21 protein-coding genes are annotated in these 21,593 nt (G+C 55.6%); 5 read left to right on the top strand and 16 right to left on the bottom strand.

The genetic code is table 11. The features are described from left to right. Position 1: 1 nt before the first annotated feature. From atpA to ACTF5M_RS05705, 3 genes are all read right to left on the bottom strand, one after another. On the bottom strand, positions 2 to 1,537 hold the full coding sequence (gene atpA, locus ACTF5M_RS05715) for a F0F1 ATP synthase subunit alpha (RefSeq protein ID WP_438960103.1): 1,536 nt from the start codon (positions 1,535 to 1,537) through the stop codon (positions 2 to 4). Beyond that, on the bottom strand, positions 1,538 to 2,095 hold the full coding sequence (locus ACTF5M_RS05710) for a F0F1 ATP synthase subunit delta (protein WP_438960102.1): 558 nt from the start codon (positions 2,093 to 2,095) through the stop codon (positions 1,538 to 1,540). Between the two features lie 294 nt (positions 2,096 to 2,389). Then, the gene (locus ACTF5M_RS05705) at positions 2,390 to 3,136 is read right to left on the bottom strand and encodes a class I SAM-dependent methyltransferase (RefSeq protein ID WP_438960101.1); all 747 of its coding nucleotides are present in this window, start codon (positions 3,134 to 3,136) and stop codon (positions 2,390 to 2,392) included. A 153-nt stretch (positions 3,137 to 3,289) separates the two neighbouring features. Here ACTF5M_RS05705 and gloB point away from each other — a divergent pair, with 153 nt between their 5' ends. From gloB to ACTF5M_RS05690, 3 genes are all read left to right on the top strand, one after another. After that, entirely contained in the window at positions 3,290 to 4,063 is a 774-nt protein-coding gene (gene gloB / locus ACTF5M_RS05700; RefSeq protein ID WP_438960146.1) for a hydroxyacylglutathione hydrolase, read from the top strand. Between the two features lie 247 nt (positions 4,064 to 4,310). Then, entirely contained in the window at positions 4,311 to 6,632 is a 2,322-nt protein-coding gene (gene clpA / locus ACTF5M_RS05695) for an ATP-dependent Clp protease ATP-binding subunit ClpA (protein WP_438960100.1), read from the top strand. A 225-nt stretch (positions 6,633 to 6,857) separates the two neighbouring features. Next, a complete protein-coding gene (locus ACTF5M_RS05690) occupies positions 6,858 to 7,688 on the top strand; it encodes a M23 family metallopeptidase (RefSeq protein ID WP_438960099.1) in 831 nt (276 codons plus the stop codon). Positions 7,689 to 7,692: 4 nt separating this feature from the next. Here ACTF5M_RS05690 and ACTF5M_RS05685 read toward each other — a convergent pair whose 3' ends face one another. The 3 genes from ACTF5M_RS05685 to ACTF5M_RS05675 form a co-directional block, all read right to left on the bottom strand. Continuing rightward, the gene (locus ACTF5M_RS05685) at positions 7,693 to 9,408 is read right to left on the bottom strand and encodes a peptidoglycan -binding protein (RefSeq protein WP_438960098.1); all 1,716 of its coding nucleotides are present in this window, start codon (positions 9,406 to 9,408) and stop codon (positions 7,693 to 7,695) included. Between the two features lie 2 nt (positions 9,409 to 9,410). Further along, positions 9,411 to 10,586, bottom strand: a complete 1,176-nt coding sequence (locus ACTF5M_RS05680; RefSeq protein WP_438960097.1) for a biopolymer transporter ExbB — start codon at positions 10,584 to 10,586, stop codon at positions 9,411 to 9,413. Positions 10,587 to 10,655: 69 nt separating this feature from the next. Next, positions 10,656 to 11,195, bottom strand: coding sequence for a gamma-glutamylcyclotransferase (locus ACTF5M_RS05675; protein ID WP_438960096.1), 540 nt, complete (start codon positions 11,193 to 11,195; stop codon positions 10,656 to 10,658). 68 nt (positions 11,196 to 11,263) lie between these two features. Here ACTF5M_RS05675 and ACTF5M_RS05670 point away from each other — a divergent pair, with 68 nt between their 5' ends. Next, complete coding sequence (locus ACTF5M_RS05670; protein ID WP_438960095.1) at positions 11,264 to 12,265, top strand: DUF2125 domain-containing protein; 1,002 nt, start codon at positions 11,264 to 11,266, stop codon at positions 12,263 to 12,265. Between the two features lie 39 nt (positions 12,266 to 12,304). Here ACTF5M_RS05670 and ACTF5M_RS05665 read toward each other — a convergent pair whose 3' ends face one another. The 10 genes from ACTF5M_RS05665 to ACTF5M_RS05620 form a co-directional block, all read right to left on the bottom strand. Further along, positions 12,305 to 13,231 carry a prephenate/arogenate dehydrogenase family protein gene (locus ACTF5M_RS05665; RefSeq protein ID WP_438960094.1) on the bottom strand — a complete coding sequence of 309 codons (927 nt, stop codon included), beginning with the start codon at positions 13,229 to 13,231 and terminating at the stop codon, positions 12,305 to 12,307. Beyond that, positions 13,228 to 14,313: a histidinol-phosphate transaminase gene (hisC, locus tag ACTF5M_RS05660; protein WP_438960093.1), complete on the bottom strand. Its 1,086-nt coding sequence runs from the start codon at positions 14,311 to 14,313 to the stop codon at positions 13,228 to 13,230. The genes ACTF5M_RS05665 and hisC overlap by 4 nt, the downstream gene beginning before the upstream one ends. A gap of 108 nt (positions 14,314 to 14,421) precedes the next feature. Then, positions 14,422 to 15,042, bottom strand: coding sequence for a 30S ribosomal protein S4 (rpsD, locus tag ACTF5M_RS05655; RefSeq protein ID WP_048599418.1), 621 nt, complete (start codon positions 15,040 to 15,042; stop codon positions 14,422 to 14,424). A gap of 168 nt (positions 15,043 to 15,210) precedes the next feature. Next, the gene (locus tag ACTF5M_RS05650; protein ID WP_438960092.1) at positions 15,211 to 16,314 is read right to left on the bottom strand and encodes a Hint domain-containing protein; all 1,104 of its coding nucleotides are present in this window, start codon (positions 16,312 to 16,314) and stop codon (positions 15,211 to 15,213) included. A 111-nt stretch (positions 16,315 to 16,425) separates the two neighbouring features. Then, positions 16,426 to 16,935 carry a DUF3299 domain-containing protein gene (locus ACTF5M_RS05645; RefSeq protein WP_438960091.1) on the bottom strand — a complete coding sequence of 170 codons (510 nt, stop codon included), beginning with the start codon at positions 16,933 to 16,935 and terminating at the stop codon, positions 16,426 to 16,428. Continuing rightward, positions 16,929 to 17,435: a DUF3299 domain-containing protein gene (locus ACTF5M_RS05640; RefSeq protein WP_438960090.1), complete on the bottom strand. Its 507-nt coding sequence runs from the start codon at positions 17,433 to 17,435 to the stop codon at positions 16,929 to 16,931. Before ACTF5M_RS05640 ends, ACTF5M_RS05645 begins: the two co-directional genes overlap by 7 nt. Before the next feature lie 12 nt (positions 17,436 to 17,447). Beyond that, complete coding sequence (locus tag ACTF5M_RS05635; protein ID WP_438960089.1) at positions 17,448 to 18,698, bottom strand: ABC transporter permease; 1,251 nt, start codon at positions 18,696 to 18,698, stop codon at positions 17,448 to 17,450. After that, on the bottom strand, positions 18,695 to 19,432 hold the full coding sequence (locus ACTF5M_RS05630) for an ABC transporter ATP-binding protein (protein WP_438960088.1): 738 nt from the start codon (positions 19,430 to 19,432) through the stop codon (positions 18,695 to 18,697). Before ACTF5M_RS05630 ends, ACTF5M_RS05635 begins: the two co-directional genes overlap by 4 nt. 14 nt (positions 19,433 to 19,446) lie before the next feature. Beyond that, positions 19,447 to 20,118, bottom strand: coding sequence for a zinc uptake protein ZrgA (gene zrgA, locus ACTF5M_RS05625; RefSeq protein WP_438960087.1), 672 nt, complete (start codon positions 20,116 to 20,118; stop codon positions 19,447 to 19,449). A gap of 56 nt (positions 20,119 to 20,174) precedes the next feature. Then, positions 20,175 to 21,092 carry a DMT family transporter gene (locus ACTF5M_RS05620; RefSeq protein ID WP_438960086.1) on the bottom strand — a complete coding sequence of 306 codons (918 nt, stop codon included), beginning with the start codon at positions 21,090 to 21,092 and terminating at the stop codon, positions 20,175 to 20,177. Positions 21,093 to 21,394: 302 nt separating this feature from the next. On the opposite strand from ACTF5M_RS05620, the gene ACTF5M_RS05615 reads away from it, so the two are divergent. Then, positions 21,395 to 21,593: hypothetical protein (locus tag ACTF5M_RS05615; protein ID WP_438960085.1), on the top strand; the 199-nt coding region annotated here is incomplete at its 3' end.

Below are 21,593 nucleotides of genomic sequence, written 5' to 3'. Positions count from 1 at the left end.
CTTAAGCGAAGTCAGCGGCGTAAGCGTCGAGTGCGGCGCTGATTTTGTCCGCAGCTTCACCTTTGATTTTTGGATCTTCTTTTGTGATCCAGTCTAGCAAGTCAGCTTTTTCGCTGCGCAGGTAAGCCAAAAGGCCTGCCTCGTAACGAGGAACGTCTTTGACAGCGACTTTGTCGAGGTAGCCTTTGGTACCTGCAAAGATGACGCAGACGATTTCGGCGTTTGTCAAAGGTGCGTACTGTGGTTGCTTCATCAGCTCAGTCAGGCGTGCACCACGGTTCAGCAACTGCTGTGTGGCCGCATCCAGATCGGAACCGAACTGTGCGAAGGCTGCCATTTCACGGTACTGAGCAAGCTCGAGTTTAACCGGACCAGCAACTGATTTCATTGCGTTTGTTTGCGCAGCTGAACCAACACGAGACACGGACAGACCAGTGTTAACCGCAGGGCGAATACCTTGGAAGAACAAGTCTGTTTCAAGGAAGATCTGACCGTCGGTGATGGAAATCACGTTGGTTGGAATAAACGCAGAAACGTCACCACCTTGGGTTTCAATGATCGGCAGCGCCGTCAAAGAACCTGAACCGTTGTCTTCGTTCAATTTGCATGAACGCTCAAGCAGACGGGAGTGAAGGTAGAAAACGTCACCTGGGTACGCTTCACGTCCTGGTGGACGACGAAGAAGAAGTGACATTTGACGGTATGACACAGCTTGCTTGGACAAATCATCATAGATGATCAGCGCGTGCTTGCCGTTGTCACGGAAGTATTCTGCCATCGCAGTCGCAGCATATGGTGCGAGGAACTGCATTGGAGCAGGCTCGGACGCTGTAGACGCAACAACGATAGAATATTCGATCGCACCAGTTTCTTCGAGCTTCTTAACAAGCTGAGCAACTGTTGAACGCTTTTGGCCAACAGCAACGTAGATGCAGAAAAGCTTCTCGCTGTCGTCTTTTGCGGCGTCGTTGTAGACTTTTTGGTTAAGAACAGCGTCGAGAGCGACGGCTGTTTTACCTGTCTGACGGTCACCAATGATCAGCTCACGCTGGCCACGGCCGATCGGGATCATCGCATCCACAGATTTCAGACCAGTCGCCATTGGCTCGTGAACTGATTTACGCGGGATAATGCCAGGCGCTTTTACGTCTGCAACGCGGCGCTCGGAGCCTTTGATTGGGCCTTTGCCGTCAAGTGGGTTGCCAAGCGCGTCAACAACGCGGCCGAGCAGTGCGTCACCAGCAGGCACGTCCACGATGGACTTTGTGCGCTTAACAATGTCGCCTTCTTTAATGTCACGGTCAGAACCGAAGATAACAACACCAACGTTGTCGGCTTCAAGGTTCAGGGCCATCCCCATGATGTTACCTGGGAATTCAACCATCTCACCGGATTGAACGTTGTCCAGACCATAGACGCGGGCAATACCGTCACCTACGGAAAGAACACGGCCAACTTCGGCCACTTCTGCTTCTTGACCAAAGTTCTTGATCTGGTCCTTCAGGATCGCAGAGATTTCTGCAGCTTGGATACCCATTTATCCGACCTCTTTCATGGAGTTTTGGAGTGCATCGAGCTTGGATTTGACCGACGTGTCGATCATCTTCGAGCCGACTTTAACGACAAGACCGCCGATGAGGCTTTCATCAACGGTCGCATTGAATGTGACAGTCTTACCAACACTGGCTTTCAGCGTTTTCGCAAGTTTGTCCGCTTGGGTCTTTGTCAGAGCTTTCGCTGTAACAACCTCGGCGGTCACTTCGCCTTTGTCTTGCGCGATGATTTCGCGCAGGCGGGTCACCAATTGTGGCAACACGAACAAACGGCGCTTAGTGGCCATCAAGTTCAACGTGTTGGACACTGTTGGAGACAATTTCATTTTCTTGGCAAGGGCAACAATGGCGCCTGCCTGCTCTTCGCGGCTGATCATGGGCGAGGAGATAAGGTTGCTAAAGTCGTCTACCGCCAGCGCATCTGTCAGCGATGCAAGGTCGGTTTCGAGTGCTTTAACTTTCTTACCCTCTTTGGCAATTTCAAAAACTGCCGTGGCATAGCGGTCTGCAATACCCATTGAGATCGAAGCTGGTTCTGACACGTCCACCCTTCCGATGTCTTAGGCCGCCTATTCGGTGGAAGCTCCACACCCCAGGCAGCGATTGATGGCGCACCGTGTGGTACGCCCAGAGATCAACCGGGGGATAGCAGAGCCTCTCACACCTCGCAACACCTCTCGGCGATCAATGAAAAACAAGAATATCAATATATTTCAATGACTTAGCCAAAGAATGCGCCCCTGCGGCGAATGTTCGCGTTAACATTTTAGCGGATTTATCGGTGTTTTTGGGTAGTTCAGGCCGGAATTTGTCGGCATCCGACGCCGCAAAGTCGTTTATACGGGCTTCGGGACGGGTCGAGCGATTCCATCTAACGCCTTGAGGCGCGATTTCACTTTGTCTTTTGTCGCCGTGCCGCGCGGTGCATAAACCTGCTTTGAGACCTCCAACATGATCGCCCCACCTGCCATGCCCACGGGCATCTGACTTCCGATGCGCTCAAACACGGGCGCTGTCTTGCGCCAGACCCGTTTTGCCGATGGCGGTTGGTAGAGAGTAGTCAGGTGACGCTCTGGTACAAAGCCGTGCTGTTTCACCTGCGCCTCAAGCTGGCCAAGCGTGTAGGGGCGCCCATAGCCGAACGGTGTGCGGTCACGACGCGACCAAAGCCCCGCACGATTGGGCACCACCAAGATCATCCGCCCCCCCGGCCCTAAAACGCGGTGCGCTTCTGAGAGCAATTCGGACGGGCGCTCAGATGTTTCCAGCCCGTGCATCATCACCAGCTTATCAGCAACGCCCGTATCCAAGGGCCACGCCGTTTCATCACACAGCACAGACACATTGGGCATACCCGCAGGCCATGCCATCACCCCCTGCGGACCGGGCATCAGGCCAATCACACGGCGCGCATCCGCAAGATACGGACGCAGCAAAGGCACCGCAAAGCCGAAACCCACAACAGTTTGACGTTTGGCCTCGGGCCACATTTGCAGCAGCTTGCCACGCACAGCCGCCTGCGCCGCGCGCCCCAACTGGCTGCGGTAATAAAAGGTTTTCAGATCAAGCACGTCTAAATGCATTGCAGCGCGGCCTCTGAAAGATACGTTAGGCAGACCAGCGGCCCTGCCCACACGAATAAGCTACCTGCGAGAGTTACAGATATTATGACCAAAAACCAGCCATCCAACGAAATCGCTTTTCATGTCACCACACGCGGCGCGTTGGAGGTTGTGATGATCCACACGCGGGTCGACCCAAGCGTGTTCCGCGTCAATGATAACTATGCGTTTTTGATCCACAACGCCGCCACTGGCAGCACCACGCTTATTGATGCGCCCGAAGCCGCGCCCATTATGACCGTTTTGAACGACCGTGGGTGGGGGCTTGAGCATATTGTGATCACACACCACCACAACGATCACGTGGAAGGGCTGGCCGAGCTGGTAGCCGCCTTTGGCAGTAAAGTAGTGGGCAACGCCGCTGATGCGCACCGCCTGCCACCGCTTGATATAACCGTTAACGCCGGTGCAGAGATAGTGTTGTCAGACGCGCGCTGTCACATCATTGATGTCCCGGGGCACACGGTGGGGCATATCGCCATTCACGCACCGGACGCTGAATGCGTCTTTACTGCCGATAGTTTAATGACGTCGGGCTGCGGACGTTTGTTTGAAGGAACGCCCGCGCAGATGTGGGACAGCATGCAACGCCTGCGCGCACTTCCAGATCATACGTGGGTTTGTTCGGGCCATGAATATACGCAAGCCAATCTGGCTTTTGCCCTGACCATTGAGCCCAAAAACGAAGCGCTGCACGCCCTTGCTGAACGGGTCAGCGCAAAGCGTGCCAAGGGGCTGCCCACCGTGCCATCACGTTTAAGTGAGGAAAAAGAGACCAACCCATATCTGCGCGCGGACTTGCAAGTGTTGGCTGGCGCCATAAATATGAATGGAGCAGCCGCGGCGGACGTCTTTGCAGAAGTGCGCCAACGCAAAGATAACTTTTAACCACCCCACCCCGTTAACCCGCTTGGTTTTTCGCGGAGCACTGCTTTGGGCTGTGCCCGACTGACGAATTGCCGCCAAATCGTGCCGATTTCAGTAAATTTCCTGAAATCTGAGCGAAAAGTGAAAGAAACTCCTTGAAGGTTCGTAAAATCAAGCGAACTTTAACAGTATTAGGCCACGGCAAGATGTGGGTGCGCGTATTCCCGACGTATCCAGTCTGACCCTAGAAGACCGAAAGGACACGAACGTGCCATCATTTTCGACCTCTCTTGAGCAAGCAATCCATCAGGCGCTGGCCACGGCCAACGCGAACAACCACGAGTTGGCCACCCTTGAGCACTTGTTGTTGGCACTTGTGGACGAGCCGGACGCTGCGAAGGTCATGAAGGCGTGCAGTGTGGACCTCGAAGCGCTGAGCAAAACGCTTACCGACTTTATTGACGACGACCTGTCGACCCTTGTCACAGATGTTGAAGGTTCTGAGGCCGTGCCGACAGCCGCGTTTCAGCGGGTGATCCAGCGCGCAGCGATCCATGTGCAATCATCGGGCCGGACCGAAGTGACAGGCGCCAATGTTTTGGTGGCGATTTTTGCAGAACGCGAAAGCAACGCCGCCTACTTCCTGCAGGCGCAAGACATGACACGCTACGACGCGGTGAACTTCATCGCACACGGCGTTGCAAAAGACCCTGCCTATGGTGAGGACCGCGGTCCCAAAGGCTCGACCGATTTGGAAGAAGAAGCCCAAGGCGTCACAGATGGCGACACCAAAGAAAGTGCGCTTGATAAATACTGTGTAGATTTGAACGTGAAGTCGCGCAAAGGCGATGTTGATCCGCTGATCGGACGCGCCCACGAAGTTGAGCGATGCATTCAGGTATTGTGCCGCCGCCGCAAGAACAACCCGCTGTTGGTGGGCGATCCGGGCGTTGGTAAAACTGCCATTGCAGAGGGCTTGGCCTATAAGATTGTCAGCGGTGAGACCCCCGATGTGTTGTCAAACACGATTATCTATTCGCTTGATATGGGCGCGCTGCTTGCGGGCACACGCTACCGTGGTGACTTTGAAGAGCGTCTGAAAGCCGTGATGAGCGAGCTGGAAGATCACGATGACGCAGTGCTGTTTATCGATGAAATCCACACAATTATCGGCGCGGGCGCGACCTCGGGCGGTGCGATGGATGCGTCAAACCTGCTGAAGCCTGCGCTTGCGGGCGGCAAATTGCGCTGCATGGGATCAACCACCTACAAAGAGTTCCGTCAGCACTTTGAAAAGGACCGCGCTTTGTTGCGCCGGTTCCAGAAGATCGATGTGAACGAGCCAAGTGTGGAAGATGCGATCAAAATCCTAAAAGGCATCAAGCCATACTTCGAGGATCACCACGCCATCAAATACACATCCGAGGCGATCAAATCAGCGGTTGAGCTGTCTGCGCGCTATATTAATGACCGCAAACTGCCCGATAAAGCGATTGACGTGATTGATGAAGCGGGTGCGGCACAGCACCTGTTGGCGGAAAGCAAAAAGCGCAAAACCATTGGTGCCAAAGAGATTGAGGCCGTTGTGGCCAAGATCGCGCGCATTCCGCCAAAGAACGTCAGCAAAGACGACGCAGAAGTGCTCAAAGATCTCGAGACATCGCTGAAACGTGTTGTCTTCGGCCAAGATCCAGCCATCGAGGCGCTTTCCTCGGCGATCAAACTGGCCCGTGCGGGTCTGCGCGAGCCTGAAAAACCCATTGGTAACTACCTCTTTGCGGGCCCAACGGGCGTTGGTAAAACCGAAGTTGCACGCCAATTGGCAGATACCCTAGGCGTTGAGATGCTGCGCTTTGACATGTCTGAGTACATGGAGAAACACGCGATTTCCCGCCTTATCGGGGCGCCTCCCGGATACGTGGGCTTTGATCAGGGCGGCATGCTGACAGATGGTGTGGATCAAAACCCGCACTGTGTGTTGCTGCTTGATGAGATCGAAAAAGCGCACCCCGATGTGTTCAACATTTTGCTACAGGTCATGGACCACGGCAAATTGACTGACCACAACGGCCGCGCGACAGACTTCCGCAACGTGATCTTGATCATGACATCCAACGCGGGTGCGTCAGATCAGGCCCGCGCGCCGATGGGCTTTGGTCGTGATCGCCGCGAGGGCGAGGACACCGCAGCAATCGAACGGATGTTCACGCCTGAATTCCGCAACCGTCTTGATGCGGTGGTGGCCTTCGCGCCGCTTGGCAAAGAAGTAATCAGCCAAGTAGTTGAGAAGTTTGTACTACAACTTGAAGCACAACTGATGGACCGCAACGTCACGATTGAGCTGACCCCGGCGGCGGCTGAATGGCTGGGCGACAAAGGCTATGACGAGAAGATGGGCGCGCGTCCGCTGGGCCGTGTGATCCAAGAGCACATCAAAAAGCCCCTCGCCGAAGAGTTGCTGTTTGGTAAGCTGCTGAAAGGCGGCGTCGTGAAAGTTGGCGTCAAGAAAGGCGAGTTGGACATTCGCATCGAAGAGCCTGCAAAAGCGCAGATTGGTAGTAAAAAGCCGCCTCTTCTGACCGCAGACTAAGCGCGCCAGATATGCGTACACGACCAGATTGAGGGCCACATGAAGCCATCTACGATACGTTAACTGAAAGGGGCTGCCCACGCGGCCCCTTTCGTTTGTGCCGCATCACTTGCCATAGCAAGCGACGCCGCAGCTGAGTTCACGATCGACTTACCGATCGCCTGCACTTTGGGTGAGGACTGTTATATCCAACAATTCGTTGATCGCGACCCAAGTGACGAAGTCATGGATTTCACCTGCGGTAGCCTCAGCTACGACACACATAAAGGTACGGATTTCGCACTTCCGACATTGCGCGATCTGACAAGCGGCGTAGATGTTTTGGCAGCAGCAGCCGGCCGTGTCCAAGCCGTGCGTGACGGCATGCCAGATCAGATTGCCACTGCAGAAAATAGCGCCACGTTTGCGGACCGTGAATGCGGTAACGGCGTGGTTATTGAACATCAAAACGGGTGGAGTACGCAGTATTGTCACCTTAAACGTGGCTCGCTTGCCGTGCGCGAAGGCGACACGGTTGATGCAGGTACCGTCCTTGGGCAAGTGGGGCTAAGCGGCAACACGCAATTCCCACACCTGCATTTTTCGGTTCGTAAAAACGGACAAGTTATTGATCCGTTCAATGCACAAACTGCAGACACACTCGACACTGCCTGCACACAGACACCCGCCAAAACCTTGTGGCGTGATGCCCCCACCTATGAACCCGCCGGCTTGATCAACGCGGGCTTTTTGGGCGGGTTACCCGAGTATGACGCCGTCAAAGCAGGGAATGCCACACAAACAGACTTTAGCATCACCCAAGAGGCTATCGTGCTTTGGGGCTTTGCCTTTGGGGTTCAGCGCGGCGATGTGATGGCCCTGAACATAAATGGCCCCGCAGGTGAAATCTTGGGTCACACCACGCTGTTCAAACGCACCCAAGCCCAAGCGAGGCGCGCGGCGGGCAAACCGCTACGCGGTGTTGGCTGGCCACGTGGCACCTATGAAGGAACCGTCACTCTTACCCGCGCGAGCCGCGTCATTCAGAAAACCGTAACGCAAATGCGCGTCGAATAGACGGTTATTTTTCAGTAAGCTTCAACTCAATCCGGCGGTTCTGCGCGCGCGCTGCATCTGTGTCGGCAGGGTTCACAGGTTGGAATTGCCCAAAGCCATTGGCCGCCAAACGGTCCGGCGGCAGGCCCAGAAAGTTCACCATATAAAGCACCACGGACAAGGCACGTGCTTGACTGAGTTCCCAGTTGTTGCTGAATTCGCCCAGCCCAGAAAGCGGGATGTCATCTGTGTGCCCGTCGACGCGGATCACCCAATCAATCCCATCAGGGATGTCGCCCGCAATGTCGCGAAGGATGCGCGCAACTTTGGCGATTTCTGCCTCGCCGTCCGCTGACAAATCCGCTTGGCCTTGGGCGAACAGAACCTCGGACGAAAACACAAAACGGTCCCCTTCGATGCGCACGCCGTCTTGACCATCAAGAAGGTCGCGAAGCTGCGCAAAAAAGTCTGACCGGTATTTGGCAAGATCAACGGCCTCGGCCTCAAGACGTTTGCGTTCAGCCTCTTCAAGACGGCGGCGCTTGCGCTCCTCGGTAGCGGCACGAGCGAGTGCTGCGTTCAGGTTTTGGCCCAACGTTTGAATTTGAATATCGGCCTGCGCATCGGCTTCGGCGGCCGCATCCAGAATACCTTGCAACGAGGAAAGCTGACTGCGCAGCTCACCAATTTGCTGGTTGAGTAGCGTGATCTTGCGTTGATCTTCAGCAGACTGCGCCTCAACAAGCGAAAGCTCCTCATTGGCTTCGGCTAAAAGAGCGGCACGTTGTTGCGCCTCTGTCAGGCGAAGGGCTGCTTCGTTTTCAGCCGCAAGCTTGGCCGCCAAAAGCGCGCTTAACTCTGCTTGCACAGAAGCCGTATCCGCATCCACACGGTCCTGCAGCGCACCCAGTTCTGCATCCGTTTGTTCCAGATCAAGCAAAGCTTGGGCCAAGCGCGCGTTCAGATCATCGCGGGTCTCTTGGGTCGCGGCCAGCAATGTCAGGGTGTCTTCGGCCTCTTGGCGCTTAGCCTCAAGAGCCAATGTGGTCGCGGTTAGCTCGTCTTGTGCCGTTGCAAGCCTTGCACGCAGCGCCGCTGCCGCCTGCGCATCTGCGATACGGGCAATTTCAGCATCGCTTAGTTCTTGCTGTGCATCCGTCAGGGCCTGTTCAGTCTGGCTGAGCAGGGCTATCGTCTCGGTATTTTCGGCGCGCAAATCCGCGATTAACGCTTCGAGGGCTTCGAGGCGCGCAGCAGCCAAACGGGCGGCCTGCTCGCCTGCACTGATTTCATCACGCGCCGCAGCCAATGCCAGATCAAGCGCTTCTTTATCTGACAGAATTTGCGCATTTTCACCCTGAAGTGCAGTAATTTGCGCCTGTGTCTGGGACTGCTGTACCAAAAGGGCGGCAACTTGGGCCTCAAAGTCGCGGATGCGTGCATCACGGGCGTCGATATCATCCTCAGCTTGGGAAAGTGTGGCGCGCAAACTCCCCAACTCAACACGCAGATCATCGCGCTGACTGGTCGCCAGACCCAAAGCCGCCGACAACGCGCCAACTTCTGCGCCCAATTCACTTAACTCGTTTTCTTGGCCTGTAATCGTCTCACGCAGGACCGCCTGGACCACCATGAAAATGGTCAGCACGAACATCAACACAAGCAAAAGCGCCGTCATCGCATCCACGAACCCCGGCCAGATCGAGGCTTGGATACCGTTTCTGCGTTGCGCCAGCGCCATGTTTAAGTACCGTCCTCAGCAGCGATTGCACGCGCGATGGTGTTGGTCAAACGCGCCAGATCACCACGAATTTCGGCCGTTGTTTCAAGACGACCAGCGGTAATTTCTTCAACCAACCGCAATAGTTGCACATCAATCGAGCGCAAGCGCATCCGCGCCTCAGCATCAAGGCCTTCGCCACCGCCGCCCCCTTGGACAAGTTGCGCAAGAAGGCGATCTTGGCCATCCGCCACGCGCAAAAGGGCATCGCGGGTGTCATCGCCGGTTTCCATGCGGGTAGCGAGCTTCGTCATTGTCGTGGCCAGATCGCCGATCTGTCCTTCAAGCGTTGTGCGGCTGGCTTCAGAGCCCGCCATCAATTCCCGCAGACCGTCCATCTGATTAGACATGTGTTCAAGCACGCTGGCCATGAAGTTTTGCTCGGCGCTGCTGTCCCCGTCTGCTGCGGAAAACGACAGACGTGTGATGGATGATAGCCATTCCTCAAGCTCGCGATAGAAGCGATTTTGACCGTGACTGGCAAACAATTCCAGCAAACCCACAATCAAGGATCCACCAAGCCCCAAAAGCGAAGACGCAAACGCCACGCCCATGCCGGACAACTGGCTATCAAGGCCTGACATCAAGCGATTGAACATATCAACGCCTGCCTCGCCCTCGGTGGGTTGCAGACCGCGAATTGTCTCAACCAAAGCAGGCACAGTGGTTGCAAGACCGTAAAACGTTCCCAAAAGGCCAAGGAAGACCAATGTGTTAGTAATGTAGCGGGTCATCTCCCGCTCTTCACCAATGCGACTTTCGACAGAATCCAAAATAGATCGTGCAGACGTGGTTGAAATGCTCGTTTCGGCTTTGCGCGAGCCCAACAGAGCCGCCAGAGGTGCCATCAGCAAAGGCGGCTTGGCAATGTTCGCGCCGGGGCGGTTTTGGGCAAATCCTTCGATAAACTGCACGGAGGCGGCCAGTTGGTAGACTTGGTAAAAACAGGCAAACACCCCCACGACGAAAACCAATAGGATGAAGCCGTTAAGGTAGAGGTTCGATAAAAACACCGGCAAAATGCGCGGCAGTGCCAAGTAAAGACCAACGCCGACCAAACCCAGTGCAATAAGCATCATAATGACCTGCCGGAACGGCTGGCTGAAATACGGCGTTACTTGGCGGGTTGAGATATCCATGTGCCTGTCCCTGACCATTTGCGGCTCTTGAGCCTGATCATAGACCTGCCAAAAGAGTAAAGCAAAGTGTTAACGCTTAATCTCGCAGACACGCGCAGAAAGCCATTTCAGATCCTCATCACGCAAACCAAGGCTTTCGAGATGGCTGTAGGTGTTGTGCAAATATTCACAATTCGGGCCGCGACCGCCGGTGCTTCGGGCGATGATCTGCGCTTGGGTCTCAAGGCTTAGATCAGCGCAATATTGTACGTGGGTCGGATCGATGATGTAGCTAACCGCCTTTACCGTGCGCCCGTCCCGCAAACTGACCTCAATCCAGTCTTCATAATAGGCCGAACTGACCAACTCGCGTTCGCGCAGCATGTCCAAAACCACATCATTTGGGTCCGCCGAGCGCAGCGCAACGCCTTCGCAGCTTGCCCCATCTTTTGCATCAAGTGCCAAGACAAGACCTGGTTGCGCAACGGTGCCACGGTGATGAATTGACGACATACAAAACGACCGTGCAAACCCCGACACCTGTCCGACGTGTTGTTCTGCCACGTTAAAGCCCGGGTTCCACACCAGTGACCCGTATGCGAAAACCCAAAGCGCATCGTCGTTCATCATGCCTAGCCCTTTTCGTATTGGCTCTGTAAACACTGGCACAGCACAAGATGCAACGAAGGGAACATAAGATGCGTTGGATTATTGGGGCATGCCTTGCAGCGGCCGTATTGTGGGCAGGCTATTGGTTTGTTGGATCAACCGCAGCAGAACGCAGCGCCAAAGCGTGGTTCGCCGATCGCAGCGCCCAAGGTTGGGTGGCCGACTATGACAGCATCGAAACCCGCGGGTTTCCGTCTCGCTTTGACACCACGATCAATACACTTGAACTAGCTGATCCGCGTACCGGCTGGGCATGGAGCGCGCCGTTCTTTCAGGTGTTCGCCCTGTCCTACAAGCCCAATCACATCATCGCCGTTTGGCCTAATGAGCAGACCATCGCCACGCCGCTGGCGCGCGCAAACATCACCGCCGAGGACATGCGGGCAAGTGCGGTCTTTTTGCCTGATACGGCCCTTACGCTTGATAGTGCGACTTTCACGTTTGACGGGCTTGAAGCAGCGGGCAACGGCGGTGCCGTAACGCAGATCACCAACGGCACTGTATCTGTGCGGCGCGCGGCGAACGCAGAGCTTACCCGTGATTTTTATGCACAACTCAAGGACGTCACCCTGCCCGATGCCCTGCGGGCACAATTGGACCCTGCGGATGTTTTGCCGCAGATCATCGAAGGGCTAACCATCGATGTGACCGCCAGTTTTGACGCCGAATGGAACCGCTTTGCAATTGAACAAGCGCGTCCACAACCGACCTCAATTAATCTGAACCTGTTGGCCGTAAGTTGGGGCGGGCTTGATCTGCGGGCGGCGGGTGATGTGACCCTTGATGGCGACGGCGTCCCGACAGGAGAGATACAACTAAAGGCAACCAATTGGCGCGAAATGCTGAAAGTGGCCGAGAACTCTGACATGGTGCCACAAGGCGTGTTGCCATTTATCGAGCGGGGTCTTGAGATGCTGGCGGGTCTGTCAGGTAATACCGCAACCCTCGACGTGCCCGTGACATTCCGCAACGGAAACGTGGCCATCGGCCCCTTCCCCATCGGCCCTGCCCCGCGCATCAGATTGCGCTAGACGGCCCCTGAAACGGGTACAAAACACACGCAGCGCGGCTTAATCCTTGGTCGCGTTGCGTCCGAAGTTCGGGACATCCACGTCTTGACCTGCTTCCAAAATACCACGGCGGATCGCACGCGTGCGCGTGAAATAGTCGTGCAAATGATCACCGTCGCCCGTGCGAATTGCACGCTGAAGCGCGAAAAGCTCTTCGGTAAAGCGGCCCAAAATCTCAAGCGTGGCTTCTTTGTTGTTCAGAAACACGTCCCGCCACATAGTCGGATCAGAGGCCGCGATCCGCGTGAAATCCCGAAAACCCGTGGCTGAATAATTGATTACTTCCTGTTCGGACACCCGTTGCAAATCATCGGCCACACCGACCATCGTGTAAGCAATCAGGTGCGGCGCATGGGACGTGACGCACAGAACCAGATCATGGTGATCTGCATCCATCGTATCGACTTTACTGCCCATCTTTTCCCAAAGCTCAGACAGTTTTGCGACCGCATCTGCGTCAGTATTTTCATCCGCGGGCACAATCAAACACCAGCGGTTGTCAAAAAGTTCAGAAAACCCTGATGTAGGGCCAGACCGCTCTGTTCCGGCCAACGGGTGGGCGGGCACAAAATGGACATTGCTTGGCAAATGCGGACCAACCGCATCAATCACCGCGCGCTTAACTGAACCCACGTCACTGACCGTTGCGCCCGCCATCAAATAGGGGGCGATGTCTTTGGTCACCTGCTCCATCGCGCCGACTGGCACGCATAAAACAACAAGATCCGCGTCCTTAACGGCCTCTGCAGCGCTATCGCACACGCGGTCGCATAGGCCAATCTCTCGGGCCGTATCTCGGGTCTCGGCTGAGCGCGCGTAGCCCGTCACCTCAGCGGCAAGTCCGCTGCGCTTCATCGCCCAAAACATTGACGATGCGATCAGGCCCAACCCAATCAACGCCACGCGGTTGTAGACCGGGCCGCTCATTGGGAGGCGTCCTTGAACGCACGCACGGCATGGACAACGCGGCGGCACGAAGCCTCATCACCCACGGTAATGCGCAAACAGTTGGGCAACTTGTAACCTGCTACGCGACGCACTAGCAAACCTTGTGATTTCAGATAGTCATCACACGCGTTCGCCTCGGCCTCGGATGCAAAGCGCGCCAGCACAAAGTTCGCAGTCGATGTATCAGAGGGCACACCCAACTCCGCCAACCCTTCGGCCAACCACGCGCGCCACTTGGTATTTTCGGTGCGGCATTTCTCAACATATTCCACATCGCGCACGGCAGCCTCGGCGGCGGCAAGCGCAGGGTTGGACAAATTGAAAGGCCCCCGCACACGGTTCAGCACATCAATAATGTCTTTCGGCCCATACCCCCACCCAACGCGCAATCCGCCAAGGCCATAAAGCTTTGAAAAAGTGCGGGTCATGAAGACATTTGTCCGCGTCGCCGCAAGTGCCGCACCGCCGTCATAGCCCTCAACGTATTCGGCATAGGCGCCGTCAAGCACCAGTAGGCAATTCGACGGGATACCATCTGCAAGACGGCGGACTTCGGCCCCGGAAATCATTGTGCCCGTGGGGTTATTCGGATTTGCAATAAATACGAGCCGCGTGCGCGGGGTGATCCCCGCCAAAAGCGCATCCACATCTGTGACACGCTCACGTTCGCGCACTTCAACGGGGGTCGCACCGGCGGCAAGCGCGCTAATGCGGTACATAGAAAAGCCGTGCTCTGTATACAGCACCTCGTCGCCGGGGCCGGCGTAGGCGTTGCACAAAAAGCTGATAATCTCGTCACTTCCCACACCACAAATGATCTGCTCTGCCTCAAGCTGGTGCACTTCGGCGATGGCATTGCGCAGGCTGGCGTGATCCGTGGACGGGTAGCGGTGCAGATTGCCTGCCTCGAGGACCAATGCCTCGCGGGCGCTGTCGGGCGGGCCAAAGGGATTTTCGTTCGATGACAGCTTTACCACATTGCTAAGCCCTTCAACATGTGAAGCGCCGCCTTGATACAAAGCGATATCCATAATCCCTTGTTGTGGCGTCAAATCTGTCATGGCCGTGTCTCCTTCGAGGCAGTGATAACGGGGCTAAGTCGACTGTGCAAAAACAAAAAGGCCGCGGAGGATGTCCCCCGCGGCCTTTCGAATGAATATGCGTCAGAATTAGTTCTGTGCGTAGTATTCGATAACGAGGTTTGGTTCCATTTGCACTGGATATGGCACGTCAGACAAGCCAGGTGTGCGCACGAATGTTGCAGTCATTTTTGTATGATCAACATCCATGTAGTCAGGAACATCACGCTCGGTCAAAGCAACAGCTTCGAGCAAGGCAACCATTTGCTTTGAACGATCACGCACTTCGATAACGTCACCTTCTTTAACACGGTAGGAAGGGATGTTCACTTTTTTGCCGTTCACACGAACGTGGCCGTGGTTCACGAACTGGCGTGCAGCAAAGACGGTCGCTACGAATTTCGCGCGATACACAACAGCATCCAAGCGGCGCTCGAGAAGACCGATCAGGTTTTCGCCTGTGTCGCCTTTTACACGTGCAGCTTCAACATAGATGCGTTTGAATTGCTTTTCTGTCAGGTCGCCGTAGTAACCTTTCAGTTTCTGCTTGGCGCGCAACTGAAGACCGAAGTCAGACAGTTTACCCTTACGGCGTTGACCGTGCTGGCCGGGGCCATATTCACGACGGTTAACGGGGGATTTTGCGCGGCCCCAGATGTTTTCGCCCATGCGACGATCGATTTTGTACTTGGCAGACGTGCGTTTGGTCACGGCTGTTCTCCTTCTGTTGTAGCGCTTGCGCGCGTGAAGGGCGTTGTCCTTTGGTCACCCATTTGGGCTTCCCGACAGGCATCCCCTTGCGAGGGCCACCAACACCAATGGAGCCGCGCTTATACGGCAGTGAACGGAGCTGTCAACACCTTCGCTCTGGCCTGTGTGCTAAGCGCGTTTGGCGATGTCATGGCTTAACACCGCAACATCAGAGCGGCTTAAGCAACGGCGCGCAGATGGGCCATAATTTTCGGGGGTATCACGCAGCTCAGCAAAGCGGTCAAAAAGCACGTCGCGCTGGTCTTGCGCGATCTGGTTGAGGTCTGTTTGCGCAGGATGGAAGCTTTCCACCTCAAGCCCGTTTGCCCAAATGATCTGATGCTGCTCAAACATCAAGTGACTGTAGAAAACCTCGCGCACGGTATGATCTATGAAAATCTTGCTCCCGTTGAGCAGTTCTTTGGCGGGCACCAGCACCTCGGGCGTGTTGAAAAGACGGCGCTCCGCGGCACCGCGCAAAACCAGTTGATGATCGGGTGAGACAAGCAAATCGCGATCCGGAACATCATCGAACATGGCATGCGCGCATATCCTGACGGGCCGCAGATGGGGCATAGCAAACATCCGCGCCCCCGAAATGCGCCGCCCCCCACGCCACACAATAGGTTGCGGGCCGTTGTCTTTGGTTTGCACCAAATCCCCCTCGCCCAGATGCTCAACCGGGACGGGACCTGTTGGCGTGTCGATCAATGTGCCATTGGTAAAGCAAATGACCGCGTCGACTGTGTCACTCAAACGGTTGAAACTGCGCGACGGGGTATGACGCGCCACAACCCAAAGTTCTGCGCGTGGAGGCGGCAGTTCATTCACAAACAATAATAATGGCGCGCGCAGCGTGCGGTCATCTTTGTGACCAGTGGGGATTTCAATGGCCGTGTATCGTTGTGTGCCATTGGTCAGGATAAAATGTGCATCCCGCGCCCTGTCATCAACCCCAGCCAAAGGGTTTCGCGCATTGCTGCCGATCGTAGAAGACCCCAACGCTGCACCGACTAATTTGCGCGCCATTTTGGACGCACGCGCGTGTAAATCCGCCTGCCCTTCGGCCTCGTTCAAAAGTAGGACATCACGGGGGCCGTCCACACGCACGGCCTCGCCAGACCGTGCCCATGCGGACCCCACATGCAATTCGGCCGCAGGTGCGTCCGGCAATCCGTCTACTTCTGTCTGAGCCCAAGAGACTACGAACGCGCCTCGAAAGCTCGTTCCCATAACTCGTTACTCTGCCTCAACTCGTTTTTTATTATTTGAAAGGAATACCACAAGCCGCGTGCACACGGAAGATAAATCAGAGACAAAAAACGTGCGACACTCAAAGCTGTCCTAGACGGAAAAAGGCACAATCTTTTCTGCTGACAGCGCATAGGCAATATCGGCCAGTTGGGTCGACATGGAAGCCGTTCCAAACATACCGATCACGTTGACTGCCTCATACAGCCCCGAGCTTTCGTAAGGGTCAGGCGTAGTGACAAAAACCAGTTGATTGGCGGGCGGCGGCGGCACATGGATGCAAGCCCCCACGAAAGGCACCAAAATAAATGCAGATACCGCACTACCCGAATATTCAATCGGCATAATAAAGCCCGGAATGCGCACGATCTGACCGTTCCAATCCGTGCGCACACCGCTGGATTTGGGTTGCATAGCGCTTGTGGCTATCTCGTCATGATCGATCAGGTTTTGCACCACTGGCGGAATGGCTGCTTGGCCTTTGGGCAAAAGATCGCGCCATTCCAGATCGATATACTCTGCCGCCAGAGCCGCACGCGCACCAAGTGGCAAACTGGCGAGTGCTGCGATCACGGCGCGCCGGTTCGTGAGGCCGCTTACCATTGGTACACCTCCATCGCATCGGCCAATAGCGCGTAGCCCGTTTGTGCCACTTCGGTCTGTTGAATGGCGTGACTGATCTCGCCCGTGGCCCACACAGCTTCCCACAAATCATCGTTGGGCCAAGGGTCTTGTGCTGTCACGAACACCAACTGGTTGGGCGGTGGCGGCGGCACGTGGATGCACGCGCCCACATAGGGAACAAGAACAAATTCGCGGACACCACCGGTGCCAAATTCCAACGGGATAATATAGCCAGGCATACGAATGTAGGCGCCATCAAGGGCGGGGTTTAGCTTGGTTGCATTGCCGTCAAAAACCGGTTGCCATGTGTCGTTTACCGGATCAATGTCGCCTTCCCCAATGATCTCCGAGTAAGGCACCCCCGGCGGGATAAGTTCTTCCCACATGATTTCACGGGCCGCCGCCGCACGCACCACGCTTGGCATCACCGCACTGGCAGCGACCATACCTAACATCTGACGGCGAGACGGGGTTTTCATAAAATAGTGCTCCTAGATCTTCACCATCATACCGTCCGCAACAGACGCGCGATAGGCCCTGATCGCGGGAACGGCGCTCACAATTGCGCCAGCGATTACAACACACAGCACCACAATACCTTCACGAAACGTGGCCGGTTCAATTGCCAACCAAAGGCCAAAGGCCGCGTCAATCATCGGTTGCGCCACCACAAGCCCGCCATACAGCATCACCACGCCAAGCGCTGCGCCTACCGCCGACATCAACGAAGCTTCCAACACCAACAGCCCCACGATGACCCTTGGTCGCGCGCCCATTGCCCGAAAAATTGCCATTTCGCGTCGCCTTTCTGACAGGCTTGAAAAGAGCGTTGCCATCATCCCGATCAACGCCGTTACAATGACCATCGCTGAAACTGCCAGTAGGGCCGTTTCTGCGATGCCCACGATTTGCCAAAGCTCCTGCAGGGCCACGCCCGGCAAAATCGCCAGAAGCGGTTCTTGGGGATATTCATTGATGGCGCGCTGCAGGCCAAAGACCTGAAGACGGCTGTCGGTGCCGATAAGTGCCGCGGTAATTGCTTTAGGTTCCAGATCCATCTGGCGGATCACCGCCTCGGGGGTGGTGGCCGAAGACGTACGCGCGCCGCTTTGCCAATCAACATGAATGGCCTCAATCGCGCGCAGCCCCACAATGACAGTCCGGTCAACGGGGGTGCCTGTTTTCTGCAAAATGCCTGACACCCGAAACGGCAGATCATCATGGCCGCTAAACGATGCCAGCCCGTGTGACACGACAACCGGATAGCCGATGTTATAGCCCAATGCGTCAGCCACATCCGCGCCAAGAACCGTATCGAAAAGGTCCCCCATCAACGTACCTTTTGCCAACTCAAGCCCCCTGCCCGAGCGGTATTTGTAACGCTGGAAAAACGCATCCGTGGTGCCCATCACACGAAACTGCCGGTGACTATCGCCCAAAGAGATTGGCACAATCCAATCAACTTCGGGGCGGGCCAGAATGTCTTGGTAGCTTTGCCACGTCATATTATTGGTGGCGTTGCCAATCCGAAAAACCGAATAGAGCAAAAGCTGAACCGAACCGGAACGTGCACCCACGATCAGATCCGTCCCCGATATGGTGTCGGCAAAGCTGGCCTTGGCACCTGTGCGCACTTTCTCAACGCCTAAGAACAACATGACCGACAGCGCGATGGCCAAAACGGTCATAACTACCGTGACCGCACGGGCGCGCAATGATCCCAAGGCCAGCCGGATAATCATGCGCTGTGCTCCGATTTGGTGGCAGACCGCGTTTTTTGCAGCGGCGCTGGCAAAGCTCGGGCAATGTCGTCCATGTGCAGAACCCGATCAAACATCGGCGCAAGCCGCGCATCATGGCTAACCATCATAACGGCGGAATTATGCGTGCGGGCCTGATCGAACAACAGGCTAAGAAACGTCTCCTGGCTGGCGGCATCAAGCGCAGAGGTCGGCTCATCTGCGATGATAAGCGGCGGGAACCCAATAAGTGCACGGGCAGCGGCGACGCGCTGTTGTTGACCCACACTCAGACTTCCCGCGCGCGCATCCAGCAGCGCCTCATCAATTCCAAGCGCTGCACACAGCCGTGCGGCCTCATGCAGCGGCCCCGAAACGCGGCCACGTCGCTTGGGCGCAAAACGCAATGGTAGTAAAATGTTGTCCGTGACACTTGCGTAGGGCAGTAAATTGAATTGCTGAAAAATAAGGCCAATATGTTCCGCCCTGTGTCGATCACGCCGCGCCGCAGTCAGAGTGCAAAGATCAGCACCACCGACGTCGATACGCCCCTGATCTGGCATCACGGTACCGCATATCAGGGACAGCAACGTGGATTTGCCTGACCCGCTTCGACCTAACAACAGCACTGTTTCGCCTGCCGCGACCTGTAGCTGTGACACCGCAAGGCCAAACCCAGCAGACCCCCAACGGTACGACACATCTGCCATGGACAAAACCTGATCTGGGCGCGTCACGGGCTGCGGCTTTCTCAGAACATGCCGCGCAAGTCGAGAACAGGCTCGCTGCGGGTGACTTTGAAGCGGATCGCCCCTGCATCGCTTAGGATCTGCACATCGACTTCGCGGGCATTTTCGAACTGGTCAAAATAAGCAAACTCTACAGTGCTAAGCGCTTCAGGCGATGCGCAATCCAACAGATACTCTGCGTAGAACTCTGCGTGACTGTCACCGTACGCGTGTGCGTCATGGGCGTGTTCATCGCGCTCATGTTCATCGCGCTCATGTTCATCGCGCTCATGCTCATCGCGCTCATGCTCATCATGCTCATGTTCATCGTGATTGTGGGTGTCGTGATCATGCGCATCATGACCGTGATCATGCCCCCCATCTGCTTCAAGCTCTGCCGCGGCGCGCACGACATTGCAGCCAGCCTCTGCAGACAGCACAAACAAATCTAGCGGACGCGCAAGTACTGCGACCCCATCAGCAATGGCCGCACGATCTGCATCACTGCTTGCCGCATACTCAAAGCCCACGATATCAGCACCCGGCGCATGAAATGCCATTGCAACCTGCCCACCATCGACAGCGATATTCAACTGCCCCACCCCGTGTTCATGGGCGCCAAGCTGGCGGGTGTCCGAGGCATGAAGAGCCACAGTACATGTCAAAGTGAAAGCAACAAAACCCAAAGATCTCATAAGCTGATCCAATCAAAAACACCTTAACGCAACGGTCCAATTTACACGCTATTTTGTCAACGGCGTTCCCGCAAACGGGCAAAGAGCCGCCCATCGGTGACCGCAAAACCAATGGCGATCACAGCAAAGCCCGCAAACGCCTGAATTCCGATCCGTTCAGACAAAAACAACGCCCCAAACGTGATGGCAAACGGCGGAATCAACAACGTAACCAGCATCAAGTTGGCAGCCCCTGCGCGCGCCAAAATCGCAAAGTAGAGCAAATAGGCGAGCGCCGTTGACAGCACCGCCAACCCCAAAAGCGCACCCCATGTAGCGGGCTGAAAGGCGAGTAACGGCATACCGTGGGTAAGCCACACGATGGGCAACATTAACGCGCTGCTGCACACCACCATACCAAGCGCGTTCATCAAAGGTGGCTGACCGGCCAGCGTGGTTTTGCCCCACACACTAGCGAAGGCATACGATAGCGTCGCGCCCAGTATGGCCAGTTGGGCTAAATTGGTGAGGTTAAAATCCTGCAACGCGTCAGGCCCCATGATGAAGGCAACCCCCGCAAGACCCAAGGCCGCGCCGATCAATTTATTTGCGCGCAGCGGCTCATCGGGCAGCAAAAGCCCAGCAACCAGCGCGCCGAACATCGCTGTGGTACCGTTTAAGATTGAGGCAAGCCCGCTCTCGATCTGGGTCTGCCCCCAGAATATGAGCGAAAACGGGATCGCATTATTGAGCGCACCCATCACCAGATAAGCGCGCCAAACCCGCAAGTTGCGCGTGATGGGGACACCGCGCAAAACCACAACGGCAAGCAAGACCGGAACCGCCAGCGATACTCTGAACAACGTGATGACAAGCGGCGGCAGCTCACGCAAAGCCACCTCAGCGAAGAAGAAAGACCCTCCCCAAACAGCCGCCAACAAGAGCAGCAAAAGCGCCGCGTTCCGGTCTACAACAAGAGAAGTCGGCTTGCCCATCAAAGCGCCCATTATTGGTATTCAGACGGCTATCTAACTGCACGGGGCAGCAGAAGGCGACCCAGTTCGTGCGGGATGTGGGTGATTAGGTATTTGGCGGTATCCTATCGCTGTTCTTGGGGTCCGCAAAACGCAGCCGTGGTTATGACACCGCGTATTCGCACGGCATGCCTTCGACCTAAACAAAATACCGCGCCCCTTCAGTATCTTAATAACACTAGCATATCGAAAGTTTACAACTACCATCATGATACTCTATTTAGCCAACTTGGTTAACTGTAGAAACTTTGGGGAGAGGTGGAGTGATGGGCCTACTATGGAGCCGGTATTCAGCGCTGTTCTACGCTTCTGTAACGGCCTGTGTTTTGGGTATAATCGGAATTCATTCGATCAATGCTTTTTACGCCGCCATTCCTTTTGCACTTGCGACACTTGTTGGTACGTATGACCTTTGTCAAAAACGTAGGCCCGTACTGGCTAATTTCCCCCTGATTGGCAGGT

The sequence above is a fragment of the Nereida sp. genome (assembly GCF_965655635.1).
Taxonomy (GTDB): Bacteria; Pseudomonadota; Alphaproteobacteria; order Rhodobacterales; family Rhodobacteraceae; genus Nereida.
This window is presented reverse-complemented; position numbering and strand designations above follow the sequence as displayed.

Coding starts and splice junctions, on each gene's coding strand:
- atpA (WP_438960103.1), bottom strand. CDS start 1,537: ATGGGTATCCAAGCTGCAGAAATCTCTGCGATCCTGAAGGACCAGATC.
- ACTF5M_RS05705 (WP_438960101.1), bottom strand. CDS start 3,136: ATGCATTTAGACGTGCTTGATCTGAAAACCTTTTATTACCGCAGCCAG.
- gloB (WP_438960146.1), top strand. CDS start 3,290: ATGATCCACACGCGGGTCGACCCAAGCGTGTTCCGCGTCAATGATAAC.
- ACTF5M_RS05690 (WP_438960099.1), top strand. CDS start 6,858: ATGGATTTCACCTGCGGTAGCCTCAGCTACGACACACATAAAGGTACG.
- ACTF5M_RS05685 (WP_438960098.1), bottom strand. CDS start 9,408: ATGGCGCTGGCGCAACGCAGAAACGGTATCCAAGCCTCGATCTGGCCG.
- ACTF5M_RS05680 (WP_438960097.1), bottom strand. CDS start 10,586: ATGGATATCTCAACCCGCCAAGTAACGCCGTATTTCAGCCAGCCGTTC.
- ACTF5M_RS05675 (WP_438960096.1), bottom strand. CDS start 11,195: ATGATGAACGACGATGCGCTTTGGGTTTTCGCATACGGGTCACTGGTG.
- ACTF5M_RS05670 (WP_438960095.1), top strand. CDS start 11,264: ATGCGTTGGATTATTGGGGCATGCCTTGCAGCGGCCGTATTGTGGGCA.
- ACTF5M_RS05665 (WP_438960094.1), bottom strand. CDS start 13,231: ATGAGCGGCCCGGTCTACAACCGCGTGGCGTTGATTGGGTTGGGCCTG.
- hisC (WP_438960093.1), bottom strand. CDS start 14,313: ATGACAGATTTGACGCCACAACAAGGGATTATGGATATCGCTTTGTAT.
- ACTF5M_RS05650 (WP_438960092.1), bottom strand. CDS start 16,314: ATGGGAACGAGCTTTCGAGGCGCGTTCGTAGTCTCTTGGGCTCAGACA.
- ACTF5M_RS05645 (WP_438960091.1), bottom strand. CDS start 16,935: ATGGTAAGCGGCCTCACGAACCGGCGCGCCGTGATCGCAGCACTCGCC.
- ACTF5M_RS05640 (WP_438960090.1), bottom strand. CDS start 17,435: ATGAAAACCCCGTCTCGCCGTCAGATGTTAGGTATGGTCGCTGCCAGT.
- ACTF5M_RS05635 (WP_438960089.1), bottom strand. CDS start 18,698: ATGATTATCCGGCTGGCCTTGGGATCATTGCGCGCCCGTGCGGTCACG.
- zrgA (WP_438960087.1), bottom strand. CDS start 20,118: ATGAGATCTTTGGGTTTTGTTGCTTTCACTTTGACATGTACTGTGGCT.
- ACTF5M_RS05620 (WP_438960086.1), bottom strand. CDS start 21,092: ATGGGCAAGCCGACTTCTCTTGTTGTAGACCGGAACGCGGCGCTTTTG.